We start from the raw sequence: 13,604 nt of genomic DNA on the forward strand, positions 1-13,604 counted from the left end.
TCATGCGCGCGCCAACCATACAGGTCATCGTGGTCAATTATCGCACGCCGGAACTCACGCTCAAGGCGACTGCCGCGGCGCTGCGCGAGATGGAGGGCCTCGACGGGCGGATCACGGTCGTCGACAACGGCTCGGGCGATGATAGCGTGGCGCTCATCGCGGAGGCCATCGCCCGGAACGGCTGGGACGCGGACGGCCGGGTGGTTCTCATGCCCAATGCGCAGAACGGAGGCTTCGGCGCGGGCAACAACGCCGCGATCCGCGACGGGCTGGGCGCGGGTCGCGCGCCCGATTTCCACTATTTGCTGAATTCCGACGCCTGGCCCGAGCCGGGGGCGATCCGCGCGCTTTTGCGCGTGATGCAGGAGAACCGCGATTGCGGCTTTGCCGGCAGCTGCATCCGCGGCGTCGACGGCGCGCCGCACCAGACCGCGTTTCGCTTTCCGTCCATCGCCGGCGAATTCGAGGGCGCCGCGCGCACCGGGATCGTGACCCGGCTGCTGAAGGGGTCGGTGGTGCCGCTGCCGGCGCCACAGACGCTCTCATGCGTGGACTGGGTTGCGGGGGCTTCGGTGCTGATCCGCCGCCGGACGCTCAATGAGATCGGCCTCTTTGACGAGCGGTTCTTCCTCTACTTCGAGGAAACCGACCTCAGCTATCGCGGCGCGCGCGCGGGCTGGAAGACCTATTATGAGCCGCGCAGCGAGGTGGTGCATGTCGGCTCCGTCTCCACGGGGATGAAGACATGGGCGCGCACGCCGGGCTACTGGTTCGGTTCGCGCCTGCACTACTTTACCAAGGCCCACGGGCGCGCCTACGCCGCCGCCGCGACGCTGGCGCGGATCGCGGGCGGGCTGATCTGGCGGCTGCGCTGCGCTCTGTCGCGCCGTCCCGTGGGCGAGCCGCCGCATTTCCTGCGCGACCTGATCGCGCATGGCCTGCGCCGCGCGTTCCGCCGCGCGCCGCACGCGCGCACCCTGCGCGGCACGACCATGAAGGATGTTAACCAATGAGCCTGTTTTCCTGTATCCTGATCGGTGACGAGGCGCTGACCATCGGCTGCGGCGACCAGCTGCTTGAGCGTGGCGCGCTCATCCGCGCCGTGGGCACCCGCGACGAGGATGTGCGCGCCTGGGCCGAAGGAAAGGGGCTACCCACCGCGGCGGATCTGTCCGACCTTGCGCGCGCCAACGCCCCCGCCTCGGTCGATTGGCTGCTGAGCATCGCCAACCTGCGCGTTTTGCCCGACGCGGTTCTCGCGCTGGCCGCGCGCGGGGCGGTCAATTTCCACGACGGGCCGCTGCCCGGTTACGCGGGGCTCAATGCCCCCGCCTGGGCGCTGCTCAATGGTGAGACGGCGCACGGCGTCACCTGGCACCACATGACCGGCGAGGTGGATGCGGGCGATATCCTGCTGGCGCGCCGATTTGACATCCGCGCGCAGGACACCGCGCACACGCTCAACGCGCGCTGTTACGCCGAAGGGATGGACAGCTTTGCCGCGGTGCTGGATGAACTCACCGCCAACAACCCCGCGCGCCTGCCGCAGCAGGGACCGGCGGGGCGGTATTACGGCGTAGGCGCGATCCCGCCGTTGGCCGGGTATCTCGATTTCGCCGAGCCGGTCAGGGGCTTGCTCGACCTCGTGCGCGCGCTCGATTTCGGCCCCTATCCCAACCCTCTGGCGACGCCCAAGGTGACGCTGGGCGGTGCTGTGCTCGCCGTGGGTCACGCGGCGCGGGCGGCGGGGCAGGGCGCGCCGGGCGAGGTGTTGGCGGTGGACGCCGACGGGATCACCGTTGCGGCGCGCGATGGCGCGCTGCGCCTTGGCGGGTTGCGCGACATGGCCGGACGCCGCCCCGATCCGTCCGCGCTGACCGAGGTGGGCGCGCGCCTCGCGCCCCCCCCGCCGGGACCGAAAGACGGCATGGCCGCGCTGGCGAAGGAAGAACCCCGTTGGCGCGCGCGCCTCGCCCGGCTCGCGCCGCTCGACATGCCGCTTGCCGCGCCGCCCGGTGACAGCGCCGACTGGATCGAAGCGTCGCTGCCTATCGCCCCCGACATGCCACAGGCGGAACGGGTCGCCGCGATTCTGCGCTGGGCGGCCTACTCGGCGGGGCAGGAGGCGGGCGACGTCGCATACTGCCCGCCCGCACTGACCGAACCCGGCATGGCCGCTTACGTCAGCCCCTGGGTGCCGGTGGGCGCGCCCGAGGAAGCCGCCGCCGCGCAGGGCACGGTCGGATTCGCCAGCGACCTCGCCCTGCGCGACCCGGCGCTGACCGGTTTGCGCATGCCGCAGGTCGCCATCGCGCAGACCGGCCCGGTCGAGGGCGCGGCGGTGACCGTCATTCCGGGCGCGGGCGATACGCTCACGCTTTGGATGGACGGCGCGCGGTTGAGCGCAGAGGCGCGCGCGCTGTTGCAGGAGCGCCTCGCGCTGGTGCTGGACGGCGGCGCGCCGCAGGACGCCGACGCCGCGCGGATCGAGGGCTGGAACCGCACCGAAACCCCGCTGCCCGACGTGCAGACCATCCATGGCGCGTTCGAGGCGCAGGTCGCGCGAACCCCCGACGCCGTCGCGCTGATCCACGAGGACCGCAGCCTCAGCTACGCCGAACTCGACGCGCGCGCCAATGCCGTGGCGCACGCGCTGCGCGAGGCGGGCGTCGGCCCGGGCGTCGTGACCGGCCTCTGCCTGCGTCGTAATGAGTCGCTGGCGATCGGCGCGCTCGGCATCCTCAAGGCGGGCGGCGCCTACCTGCCGCTTGACCCGGATTATCCGGCGGACCGGCTGCTGCATTTCCTGAGTGACAGCAACGCCCCGGTGGTTCTGACCGAATCCGCGCTTGCGGAGGCGCTGCCGCAGCACGGAGCGAAGAGCGTCAGGATCGACGAGATCACCGATAACCGCGCGGAAACCGTCGATGGCGGCGCGGGGCCGGAGGATCTGGCCTATCTCATCTATACCTCCGGCTCGACCGGGTTGCCCAAGGGCGTAATGGTCGAACACCGCAACGTCGCCAATTTCTTCACCGGGATGGACGCGCATGTGACCCGGAGCGAGGGCGATGCGTGGCTTGCCGTGACCAGCATCGCCTTCGACATCTCGGTGCTCGAACTCTTCTACACGCTCGCGCGCGGCTTCCGCGTGGTGATCGCGGGCGACGGGAACCGCGCGGCGGTCTCGAACGGAGCGATCCCGGCGTCGGACAGGGGCATGGATTTCGGCCTCTACTACTGGGGCAATGACGATGGCGCGGGGGCGAAGAAGTACGAATTGCTGCTCGAGGGCGCGAAATTCGCCGACGCGCATGGCTTTACCTCGCTCTGGACGCCCGAGCGGCATTTCCACGCCTTCGGCGGCCCCTATCCCAATCCCGCCGTCACCGGCGCGGCGGTTGCCGCGCTCACCCGGAACCTCTCCGTGCGGGCGGGCAGTTGCGTGGCGCCGCTGCACCATCCCGCGCGCATCGCCGAGGAATGGGCGGTGATCGACAACCTCACCGGCGGCAAGGCGGGGATCGCCTTCGCCTCGGGCTGGCAGCCGGACGACTTCATCCTGCGCCCCGAGAACACCCCGCCCGAGAACAAGCCCGCGCTTTATGACACGCTGGAAACCGTGCGCAGGCTCTGGCGCGGACAGGAGGTGGCGTTTCCCACCGCGAAGGGGGACGATCACAGCGTGCTGACGCAGCCGCGCCCGGTGTCGCGCGAACTGCCCGTGTGGGTCACCACCGCGGGCAACCCGGCGACATGGCGCGAGGCGGGCGAGATGGGGGCGAATATCCTGACGCACCTCCTGGGTCAGAGCATCGAGGAGGTCGCGGGCAAGATCGAAATCTACCACGACGCGTTGCGGTCCAAGGGGCATGACCCGGCCGATTTCCAGGTCACCATGATGCTGCACAGCTTCCTTGCAGAGACGCGCGAGGCCGCGCGCGAGATCGCGCGCGAGCCGATGAAGGACTACCTGCGCAGCGCCGCCGGCCTCATCAAGCAATACGCCTGGGCCTTCCCGGCCTTCAAACGGCCCGAGGGGGTGAAGAACGCCTTCGAAATGGATCTTGGCTCGCTCGAGCCGGACGAACTGGAGGCGATCCTCGACTTCGCGTTCGAGCGGTATTTCGAGGATGCGGGCCTGTTCGGCACGGTCGAGGACGGCGTCGTGCGCACCGAGCAACTGAAAGCCATCGGCGTGACCGAGATCGCCTGCCTCATCGACTACGGTATCGACACCGCCACCGTGATGAGAGGGCTGAAACCGCTGGCCGAGGTGCTGCGCCGCGCCAACGCGCCCCATGAGGCGGCCGAGGGTGATTTTTCCATCGCCGCGCAGATTGTCCGCCACGACGTCACCCATCTGCAATGCACGCCCAGCATGGCGCGGATCATGGCGATGAACGCCGAGGCGCGCGTGGCGCTGGGGCGGCTCGATCACCTCTATGTCGGGGGAGAAGCGCTGCCGCGCGATCTTCTGCGCGACCTGCGCGCCGCGACGCCTGCGCGCATCCGCAATATGTACGGTCCGACCGAAACGACCGTCTGGTCCACCGCCTGCGAGCCGGACGCGGAGGCGGGTGCCATCGCCGGGATCGGCGCGCCCATCGCCAACACCGATTGCCGGGTGCTGGACGCCGATGGCCGCCCCGCGCCGGTGGGCGTGCCCGGCGCGCTCTGGATCGGCGGCTTGGGCGTAACGCGCGGCTACTGGCAGCGCGACGACCTCACCGCAGAGCGGTTCCGCACGATGCCCGAGAGCGGCGGCGCCGGGCGGCTCTACGACACCGGCGACCTCGCCGCGTGGCAGGCGGACGGGACGCTCGCCTTCATCGGGCGCGCCGATGCGCAGGTCAAGATACGCGGCCAGCGGATCGAACCGGGCGAGATCGAGGCCACGCTGAAAGACGTGGATGGCGTGACCGAAGCGGTCGTTGTCGCGCGGGCCGACGCGGCGGGCGATACGCGCCTCGCCGCCTATTACACCGCCGCGCGCCCGCTTGCCGCCGCGGCGCTGCGCAGCCATCTCGCCCGCCATCTGCCCGAGGCGATGATTCCTGCGCATATCGTCGCGATCGACGCCTTCCCGCTCACCCCGAACAAGAAGATCGACCGGGGCGCGCTGCCCGATCCCGCCAGTCTGCCCGACGCGCCGCGCGCCGCCAACGATGCCGGCCCGCCGCCGGGTTCGGACGTGGGGCGCACCATTGCCGGTATCTGGCAGGCGGTGCTGGGCCTGCGCGCCGTCGGGGCGGGGGACAATTTCTTTGATCTGGGGGGACATTCGCTGCTGGCGGTGCAGGCGCATCGCGACATCCGCGCGCAACTGCCCGACGCGAAGCTGACCATCACCGACATCTTCCGCTTTCCGGTGCTGGGCGATCTCGTCGCGCATCTGGAGGCCGCCAATCCCGACCTTGCGCCTGCGCCGCCCGCGCCGAGCGAGCCCGCGCCCGACCGCGCCGCGACCATGTCGCGCCGACGCGCCATGCGCGCCGGGCGGGGGGCCAAGGCATGATCGGGCTGAGCGATATCAATGCCGCACCGCCGCGGCCGCTCGCCGGAATCGGCGCGGCGCTGCGCGACATGCTGGGACCGCAGGCGTCCGTCGCCACCAACGATCCGCGCGCGCCGCAGGAGGGCGTGCTGCTGCCTGCCGAGGCCGAGAGCGTCAGGCGCGCAACCCCCGCAAGGCGGCGCGAATTCGCCTCGGGGCGCGCGGCGGCGCGCGCCGCGATGCAGGCGCTGGGCCATGACCCGCACCCGGTGCCGCGCGGCGCGGACCGCGCCCCGCTCTGGCCGCCGGGCCTGACCGGCAGCATCAGCCACACCTCAACGCTCTGCGTCGCGGCGGTGGCCGAGACGGGCGCGCTGCCCGGCATCGGCATCGATATCGAGGAGGACAGCGGCCTTGCCCCCGATCTCGTCCCCGAGATCACCACGCTGGCCGAACGCGCCTGGCTCGCGATCCAGCCCGAGGCGGAGCGCGGTTTCCTCGCCAAGCTGATCTTCTCGGCCAAGGAATGCGCCTACAAGTGCCAGTATTCGGCGAGCGGCGCGCTTTTCGGTTTTGATACGCTGGAAATCACGCCCGATCCCGACAGCGGCCAGTTCGAGGCGACCTTCCTGCGCGATGTCGCGCCCTTCGCGGCCGGCGCCTGCCTTCACGGACGCTTCGCGCGCATCGGCGGTTTGATCGTGACCGCGACCGCGCTGCCGCGCCGCCCGCGCTGGTCGGCGCGCGGAGAACCGTCATGCGCGCGGCGTTAGGGAGGGCCGCGGTATGGGCGCGCGCATGACGCTCTGGCTGGGATTGGGTGCGCTCGCGGTCGCGGGCGCGGCGTGGCTGCTCTGGCCGCGCGGGCCATCGGCCGAGGAGATCGCCGCGCGCTACGCCGCGCCGCTGCCGGCGCCCGAGGGGCCGCTTCGGGTCTATCACCTCGGTCACAGCCTCGTCGGGCGCGACATGCCGGCGATGCTTGCGCAGCTCGCGGGCGAAGGCCACCGCTACGAAAGCCAGCTTGGCTGGGGCGCGTCGCTCCGGCAGCACTGGGAGCCCGACGAGACGATCAACGGCTTTGACGCCGAGAACGACCACCCCCGCCATCGCCCCGCGCGCGAGGCGGTGGGATCGGGCGATTACGACGCGGTGATCCTGACCGAGATGGTCGAAATCAAGGACGCCATCAAATACCACGACAGCGCGCAATACCTGCGCAAGTGGGCCGATCTCGCGCGCGCCGCCGATCCCGCGCCGCGGCTCTATCTATACGAGACGTGGCACCGGCTTGACGATCCGGGCGGCTGGCTGCTGCGGCTCGACGCGGATCTTGCGCGTTACTGGGAGGACGCGCTGCTGTTCCGCACGCTGGACGATGCGGGCGCGCCGATGCGGCTGATCCCCGCCGGGCAGGTCATGGCGCATTTCGTGCGCACGATCGAAACGATGGGCGGCGTCGGGAACGTGCAAGCGCGCGAGGACCTCTTCCAGCGCAAACCCGATGGCGGCGTCGATCCGATCCACGTGAACGATCTGGGCGCCTATCTGGTCGCGCTCACGCATTACGCGGTGCTTTATCACCGCTCGCCGGTGGGCCTGCCGCATGCGCTGCGCCGCGCCGACGGGACGGCGGCGGACGCGCCGGGGCCGCGGGTGGCGCGGCTCATGCAGGAGAGCGTCTGGGACGTGGTCATGCATTCGCAGCGCACGGGGGTGGCGCAATGACGCTCAACCGCCGCCAGTTCGGCGCGCTGATGGCCGCGCCGCTCGCGCTCGGGCTGCCGGGCCGGGCTGCGGCAGGCGCCGCGCGCCCGCTGGCCTTCGGCCTTGCGCCGGTCAACGACTGGGCGACGCAGCAGCCGTTCCTTGACGTGTTCAAGACCGCCCGGCGCTGGATCGGGCACCTGCCGAAGCAATGGGGCGGGGTGGATTTCGCCACGCTCGAGGCGCGCGGGCTTCTCGACGCGCAAGGCTGGCCGAAGACCATTCCCGGCGATCTCGGCTCGATCGGGACCGTGATCCTCACCGACATGCCCGAGGCGGCGGACCTTGCCGGGCGCTACCTGCTGCGCTTCGACGGAACCGGCATCGTCGAGGTGTCGGGCCGCGCCACCAACAAGCGGTACGGCGAGGGCGAGGTCGCCTTCGACTATGCCCCCGGTCCCGGCCCGGTCGAGATCCGCATCCAGCGCAGCGACCCGCGCGGCGCGGGCGATCACGTGCGCAACATCCGCGTGACGCGCGAGGCGGATCGCGCCGCGCTCGAGTCCGGCGCGCTGTTCCGGCCAGGTTTCCTCGACATGCTGCGCGGCGCGAAATGCCTGCGCTTCATGGACTGGATGAACACCAACGATTCCGGGCAGGGCGACTGGAGCGCGCGCCCCCGCGTGAGCGATTTCTCCTATACGCGTTACGGCGTGCCGGTCGAGGTGATGCTTGCGCTCGCCAACACGCTGGAAAGCGATGCGTGGTTCAACATGCCCCACCTTGCGGATGACGCCTATCTCACCGGTTTCGCGCGGATGGTGAAGGACGGGCTCGCCCCCGGCCTGAAGGCCCATGTCGAGTATTCCAACGAGATGTGGAACTGGCAATTCCTGCAGACCGAATGGGCCGACGCGAAGGCGTTCGAGCGCTGGGGCGAAAAGGACCGCGGCGCGCAGTTTCACGGCATGCGCGCGGCCGAGGCGGCGCAGGCATGGGCGCGCGTCTTTCAGGGGGGTGACCGGGCGCGGCTCGTCAACGTGATCGCCACGCAGACGGGGTGGCTTGGGCTCGAGCGTCACATCCTGACCGCGCCGCTTTACACCGCGGAGGCGCCCGGCAACCGCCCCCCGGCCGAGGCGTTCGACGCCTACGCCGTCGCGGGGTATTTCGGCCATTTCCTCGGGACCAAACCGGGGGCGCGGATGGTGCATGAGTGGCTGCGCGAAGGGCGCGCCGGCGGCGAGGCGGAGGCGTTCGCCTTCGCCACGCAAAGGGCGGCGGCGGAGCTGCGCGACGGCGCGATCTCGGGCGATCCCGAAGGCTCGGTCGCGGATCTGATCGGGCGCATCCTGCCCTATCACGCCGAGGTGGCGAAGCGGCACGGGCTCGACCTCATCATGTATGAGGGCGGCAGCCATGTCGTCGGGACCGGGCCGCGGCTGGATGACGACGAGCTGACCGCGTTCTTCATCCACCTGAACTATTCCCCGCAAATGGGCGCACTCTATAACAAACTTCTGGATGGGTGGTCCGGCCTCACCGGGGGCGTGTTCAACCATTACGCGGATATGCAAGCGCCGGGCAAATGGGGCAGCTGGGGCGCGCTGCGCTGGCCCGGCGACGACAATCCGCGCTGGCAAGCCCTCGCGCGGCTGAAATGACCGCGCGCGCCGCGGCCAGCATCATCCTGCCCGCCCATGACGAGGCGGAGTTCATCGGCGCCTGCCTTGAAGCGGTTCTGGCCTCCGACCTTCGGGAATGCGAGATCGAGATCCTCGTCATCGCCAACGGCTGCTCCGACGACACAGCGCGCATCGCGCGCGAGGCGGGCATGCGCGCGCCCTGTCCGCTGCGGGTGATCGAGATGCCCACCGGCGACAAGCTGCACGCGCTGCGGCTCGGGGACGAAGCGGCGGTGCACGGCGCGCGGATCTATCTGGACGCCGACGTGATCGTGAGCCGGGACCTGATCCGCGCGCTCACCGTCGCGCTGGCCCGCGACGGCGCGTTCTACGCCACCGGGACGCCGCGCATCGCGCGCGCGCGCAGCCCCGTCACCCGCGCCTATGCCCGGTTCTGGCGAACGCTGCCCTTCGTGCGGCAGGCGGCGCCGGGTTTCGGCCTCTTCGCGGTGAACGCGGCCGGACGCGCCCGCTGGGGCGATTGGCCCGCGATCATCTCGGACGACACTTTCGCGCGGCTGCATTTCGGCGGGGCCGAGCGCGCGCAGCTGCCCCAGACCTATGACTGGCCGATGGTCGAGGGGTTCGCGCGGTTGGTGCGCGTGCGCCGCAGGCAGGATCGCGGCGTCGCCGAGATCGCGGCGAAATACCCCGCTCTGATGCAGAACGACACCGCGCCGCGCCCGGGCCTGGCCGGCCTCATGCGCCGCGCCGGGCGCGACCCGGCGGGGTTCGCCGTCTATGTCGCCGTCGCGCTTGCCACGCGGCTGCCAGGGCGGGGCGGCTGGGCGCGCGGACGCTGATTCATTCTCTGAAATCATGGAGAAACGGCTTGCGCGGCGCGTCTTGCGCGCTGATCGCGCTGACCCGATTCACTGGGCCGAATCATACCTTTGGTTTCCGGTTTCCGATCAAAGGTAAAATTTTCGGGCAATTGGGCCGACTTGCAGAACAGAACACCTGCCTTGGCATCGCCATGATTAACCATTTGCGGATACTGGCGGCTGTTCTCATGTTGGAAACAATGATACCCGCCAAACGTGTATCGATAGCGCGTCGCGCGGCTTATCTCGCCTTCTTTTACGAGGTATCGACGCAGATTCGCCATGAACCCGGCTGGAAACAATCGCGCAGGGTCCGTTCGAAGAATTGCCGAAACAAGACGCTTTTCGGGCGGGATGAGAACACGGTTCTGACAAATTCCCCTTTGAGCGCGCCATGCCGGCGCGTAAAACGGAATGGCCCAACTGGGGGGCGATACTTGTGGTCACGGGGGCGGCTACGCGAAACGCGCATCAAGGATGCGGGAGACGTGTAATCGCCGTATTGCGTCGGCAATGCGTTGATAAACGCGGAAGCGGTCAGGAAATGGCCGAAGCTATCGGGCGCGACGCAACGCTCGAGAGTCGATCTCCCACAGTCAGGACGCGGGTTCGCTCTGGTGGTGAACGACCTCGCCTCATGGCGGGGACAAGACATTCAAACCGCGTCCAAGCGGTAAGCCGAAAACGGCGATAAAACGAGGAGATGACGATGGCTATTGACAGAACCGATACCGGTCGTGGTGTGGTCGAGGGGGACGAGCGCGACAACACCATCGACGCAGGCTATGCGGGCGACCCGGATGGCGACCGGATCGACAACGGCGACGCCATCCTTCCGGGCGAGAGCGGGGACGACGACATCGTCAACGCCGGCGACGGCGACGACACGGTCGAGGCGGGCGCGGGCGACGACGAGGTCTTCGGCGGCGCCGGCGATGACGTGCTGGACGGCGGCGACGGCGACGACCTGATCCTCGGCGACCGCGACATCACCGACAACAGCCCCGCGCGCGAAAGCTTCCAGTGGAGCGAAGCGCCCGATCCGCATGGGAATGACGGCACGCCGGGCATCGACGACGGCGACAAGATGACGACCTTCACCCAGGACACCGGCAACGTCAACGTGACCTTCACCGGCACCTCCTCGAGCGCGACGCGGTTCTCGTCCGACCCGACCTATGTCGACGGCGTCACCAGCGGCGACGAGGCGGCCGATACCGCCAGTTCGCTCGACGACGTCCTGGAGGAGTGCGGATCATCCACCTACACGCTTGATTTCTCCGCCCCGGTCGAAAACGTCTCGTTCCGCGTCAACGACATCGACGGCGACGGCGTGGTGCATGTCAACGCGCTGGACGGCGACGGCAACCCGATCACCGTGACCCTGACCGCAGGCGCCGGCCTGACCCTGACGGACACGGATGGCGTTGCGGGCGCGGATACCGCGACGGATCCCAGCGGCGCCTATGGCGACGATACCGACCCGGACTATTCGCTTCTGGTCGAGATTCCCGGTCCCGTCTCGCAGGTCACGATCGAACACAGCCAGGACGGCCCGCTGACATCCGGCATCAAGATGTCGGACGTGTTCTTTGACAGCGACCCCGACATTGCCGAGGGCGACGACGTCCTCACCGGCGGCATGGGCGACGACACGCTGATCGGCGGGCTGGGCAACGACACCGCGCTGGGCGGAGAGGGCGACGACGTGATCGACACCTCCAACCCGATCATCGACCCGCGCGATCCCGACTTTCCGCTGCCCGACCGAGGCTTCGGGACGATCATCCCGGCCGATCCGGATCCGGACAACGACCGCGACCTGGTCGATGGCGGGGCCGGCAATGACACGATCTTCACCGGGGACGACGCCGACACCATCGCGGGCGGCGCCGGCGACGACGTGATCGACGGCGGGCTCGACGACGATGAAATCAATGCCGGCGAGGGCGACGATTTCGTCATCGGCGGCGAGGGCAGCGACACGATCCTCGGGCGCGGCGGCGACGACACGATCTATGGCGGCGTCAATGACGTCACCGCCAACATCCCCGACGCGACCGATCCCGAACCGGACAACGGGCGCGACTATATCGACGGCGGTTCGGGTGACGACCTGATCTTTGGCGAGGACGACGACGACACGATCCTCGGCGGGACCGGCGACGACACCATCTCGGGCGGGATCGACGATGACCTGATCCGCGGCCAGGACGGCGACGACAGCCTGATGGGCGACGATGGCGACGACACCATCCGGGGCGGCAACGGGAACGACGTGATCGAAGGCGGCGACGGCGACGACGTGATCGAAGGCCGCGCCGACAACGACACCATCATCGGCGGGGCGGGGGCCGACGACATGTCGGGCGATACCGGGCGCGACACGTTCATCATCGGCTCGGCCGAGGATGGCGACGGCGACAACGCCGATGGCGGCTCGGGCGGGGACGATTTCGACACGCTCGACCTGAGCGGCGCCGGCGATTTCGAGATCGTCGACCGCACAGTCGATCCCGACGGCAACTCGGTCAGCGGTCGGGTGAACTTCCTCGACGCGCCGGGCGGGACCGTGACGGGTACCATGACCTTCCAGGAGATCGAGCGGATCATCCCCTGCTTCACGCCGGGCACCGTGATCGCCACGCCGCGCGGCGAGCGGCTGGTCGAGGATCTCGAGGTCGGCGACCGGGTCATCACCCGCGACAACGGCTTGCAGGAGGTCCGCTGGATCGGGCGGCGCGATCTGGCCGGGGCCGAACTGCTCCAGGCGCGCCATCTGAAGCCGGTGCTGATCCGGGCCGGCGCGCTGGGCCGCGGCCTGCCCGAGCGCGACCTGCTGGTCAGCCCTAACCACAGGGTGCTGGTCAACAACGAGAAATCCGCGCTCTATTTCGAGGACCGCGAAGTGCTGGCGGCCGCCAAGCACCTCACCGGGCTCGAGGGCGTGGACGCGGTGGACACCGGCGCAGTCAGCTATATCCACTTCATGTTCGACCAGCACGAGGTGGTGCTGTCCAACGGCTCCTGGACCGAGAGCTTCCAGCCCGGCGAACAGACGCTCGGCGACATGGGCGAGGAGAGCCGCGACGAGATCTACATGCTCTTCCCCGAGCTGCGCGAGAAAGAGGGCGTCGAAGCCTATCACCCCGCGCGCCGCTCGCTCAAGAAACACGAGGCGCGCCTGCTGACCGCCAAATAAGAGCCTTTGCAGCCGTTGCAGGACCATCTCGGCTCCGAGACGACGACAATCCCGGCCTTTCGGTCGGGATTGTTTCGTTGGTGTGAGCAGTGCAGTCGCGGTCGCCCTACAACCCCGTCCTTGCGCGCCATGCCGCCCAGTCCTCGGGGCTGTCGAGATCGGTGATTGCGCGCGCGCCGGGCAGGGGAACCGGCGTCACGTCGCGGTCGCGCAGCAGCACGCCCGCGCCGCGATCGCCCGTCAGCTTCATCAGCTCGGGGAACAGCGCGCGGGGCAGGATCACCGGATGACCCGGCCTGCCGTCCTCGGCCGTGGCGCGCAGGATGGCGTCGGGCGCGGCCTCGTGCGCGGCGATCATCGCGCGCAGATCATCCGTCTCGATCTCGGGCAGGTCGGGCAGCAGGATCATCGCCGCCGCCACATCGCCGGGCAACGCCTCGATGCCGGCGCGCAGAGAGGCCGAGAGGCCATCAAAGGGCTGCGCGACCGGCACAAGCGTCAGCCGCTCCTGCGCCAGCGCCTCCAGCGCCCGCATCCGCGCCGGGCGGTCGGCGCGGGTGGTGACCCAGACCCGCGCGCCGCTCGCCAGCGCCCGCGCTACCTGGCGCGCCAGCAGCGGCTCGCCCGCGACCTTCTCCATCAGCTTGTCGCGCCCGAACATCCGCGATGAGGCCCCGGCGGCGGGCATC

Annotated in this window: 9 protein-coding genes; 7 read left to right on the forward strand and 2 right to left on the reverse strand. The window is 69.6% G+C overall.

Features of this window, described 5'->3' with window-relative positions:
* The first annotated feature begins 2 nt into the window (after positions 1 to 2).
* From D6850_RS05170 to D6850_RS05195, 6 genes are read left to right on the forward strand one after another with little or no spacing between them, the layout of a single operon-like run.
* The gene (locus tag D6850_RS05170; protein ID WP_121164413.1) at positions 3 to 1,013 is read left to right on the forward strand and encodes a glycosyltransferase family 2 protein; all 1,011 of its coding nucleotides are present in this window, start codon (positions 3 to 5) and stop codon (positions 1,011 to 1,013) included.
* A complete protein-coding gene (locus tag D6850_RS05175; protein ID WP_121164415.1) occupies positions 1,010 to 5,518 on the forward strand; it encodes a MupA/Atu3671 family FMN-dependent luciferase-like monooxygenase in 4,509 nt (1,502 codons plus the stop codon). Before D6850_RS05170 ends, D6850_RS05175 begins: the two co-directional genes overlap by 4 nt.
* Positions 5,515 to 6,270, forward strand: coding sequence for a 4'-phosphopantetheinyl transferase family protein (locus D6850_RS05180; protein ID WP_121164417.1), 756 nt, complete (start codon positions 5,515 to 5,517; stop codon positions 6,268 to 6,270). Before D6850_RS05175 ends, D6850_RS05180 begins: the two co-directional genes overlap by 4 nt.
* A 13-nt stretch (positions 6,271 to 6,283) precedes the next feature.
* Positions 6,284 to 7,225, forward strand: a complete 942-nt coding sequence (locus D6850_RS05185; protein ID WP_121164419.1) for a hypothetical protein — start codon at positions 6,284 to 6,286, stop codon at positions 7,223 to 7,225.
* Positions 7,222 to 8,868: a hypothetical protein gene (locus D6850_RS05190; RefSeq protein ID WP_121164421.1), complete on the forward strand. Its 1,647-nt coding sequence runs from the start codon at positions 7,222 to 7,224 to the stop codon at positions 8,866 to 8,868. The genes D6850_RS05185 and D6850_RS05190 overlap by 4 nt, the downstream gene beginning before the upstream one ends.
* Positions 8,865 to 9,692, forward strand: coding sequence for a glycosyltransferase (locus D6850_RS05195; protein WP_121164423.1), 828 nt, complete (start codon positions 8,865 to 8,867; stop codon positions 9,690 to 9,692). Before D6850_RS05190 ends, D6850_RS05195 begins: the two co-directional genes overlap by 4 nt.
* 14 nt (positions 9,693 to 9,706) lie before the next feature.
* Here the strand turns inward: D6850_RS05195 and D6850_RS19270 are convergent, their stop codons facing one another.
* The gene (locus D6850_RS19270) at positions 9,707 to 9,997 is read right to left on the reverse strand and encodes a hypothetical protein (RefSeq protein ID WP_147438866.1); all 291 of its coding nucleotides are present in this window, start codon (positions 9,995 to 9,997) and stop codon (positions 9,707 to 9,709) included.
* Between the two features lie 425 nt (positions 9,998 to 10,422).
* On the opposite strand from D6850_RS19270, the gene D6850_RS05200 reads away from it, so the two are divergent.
* Positions 10,423 to 12,915: a Hint domain-containing protein gene (locus tag D6850_RS05200; RefSeq protein WP_121164425.1), complete on the forward strand. Its 2,493-nt coding sequence runs from the start codon at positions 10,423 to 10,425 to the stop codon at positions 12,913 to 12,915.
* A gap of 106 nt (positions 12,916 to 13,021) precedes the next feature.
* Here D6850_RS05200 and D6850_RS05205 read toward each other — a convergent pair whose 3' ends face one another.
* Positions 13,022 to 13,603 (reverse strand): nucleotidyltransferase family protein, encoded by a 582-nt coding sequence (locus D6850_RS05205; protein WP_121165131.1) that lies wholly within the window; start codon positions 13,601 to 13,603, stop codon positions 13,022 to 13,024.
* Position 13,604 lies beyond the last annotated feature (1 nt).

The sequence above is a fragment of the Roseovarius spongiae genome, from assembly GCF_003651245.1.
GTDB lineage: Bacteria > Pseudomonadota > Alphaproteobacteria > Rhodobacterales > Rhodobacteraceae > Roseovarius > Roseovarius spongiae.

What these genes read in the sequence shown, in the direction of transcription:
- D6850_RS05170 (WP_121164413.1), top strand. Translation starts at nt 3, where the DNA reads ATGCGCGCGCCAACCATACAGGTCATCGTGGTCAATTATCGCACGCCG.
- D6850_RS05175 (WP_121164415.1), top strand. Translation starts at nt 1,010, where the DNA reads ATGAGCCTGTTTTCCTGTATCCTGATCGGTGACGAGGCGCTGACCATC.
- D6850_RS05180 (WP_121164417.1), top strand. Translation starts at nt 5,515, where the DNA reads ATGATCGGGCTGAGCGATATCAATGCCGCACCGCCGCGGCCGCTCGCC.
- D6850_RS05185 (WP_121164419.1), top strand. Translation starts at nt 6,284, where the DNA reads ATGGGCGCGCGCATGACGCTCTGGCTGGGATTGGGTGCGCTCGCGGTC.
- D6850_RS05190 (WP_121164421.1), top strand. Translation starts at nt 7,222, where the DNA reads ATGACGCTCAACCGCCGCCAGTTCGGCGCGCTGATGGCCGCGCCGCTC.
- D6850_RS05195 (WP_121164423.1), top strand. Translation starts at nt 8,865, where the DNA reads ATGACCGCGCGCGCCGCGGCCAGCATCATCCTGCCCGCCCATGACGAG.
- D6850_RS19270 (WP_147438866.1), bottom strand. Translation starts at nt 9,997, where the DNA reads ATGGCGAATCTGCGTCGATACCTCGTAAAAGAAGGCGAGATAAGCCGC.
- D6850_RS05200 (WP_121164425.1), top strand. Translation starts at nt 10,423, where the DNA reads ATGGCTATTGACAGAACCGATACCGGTCGTGGTGTGGTCGAGGGGGAC.
- D6850_RS05205 (WP_121165131.1), bottom strand. Translation starts at nt 13,603, where the DNA reads ATGCCCGCCGCCGGGGCCTCATCGCGGATGTTCGGGCGCGACAAGCTG.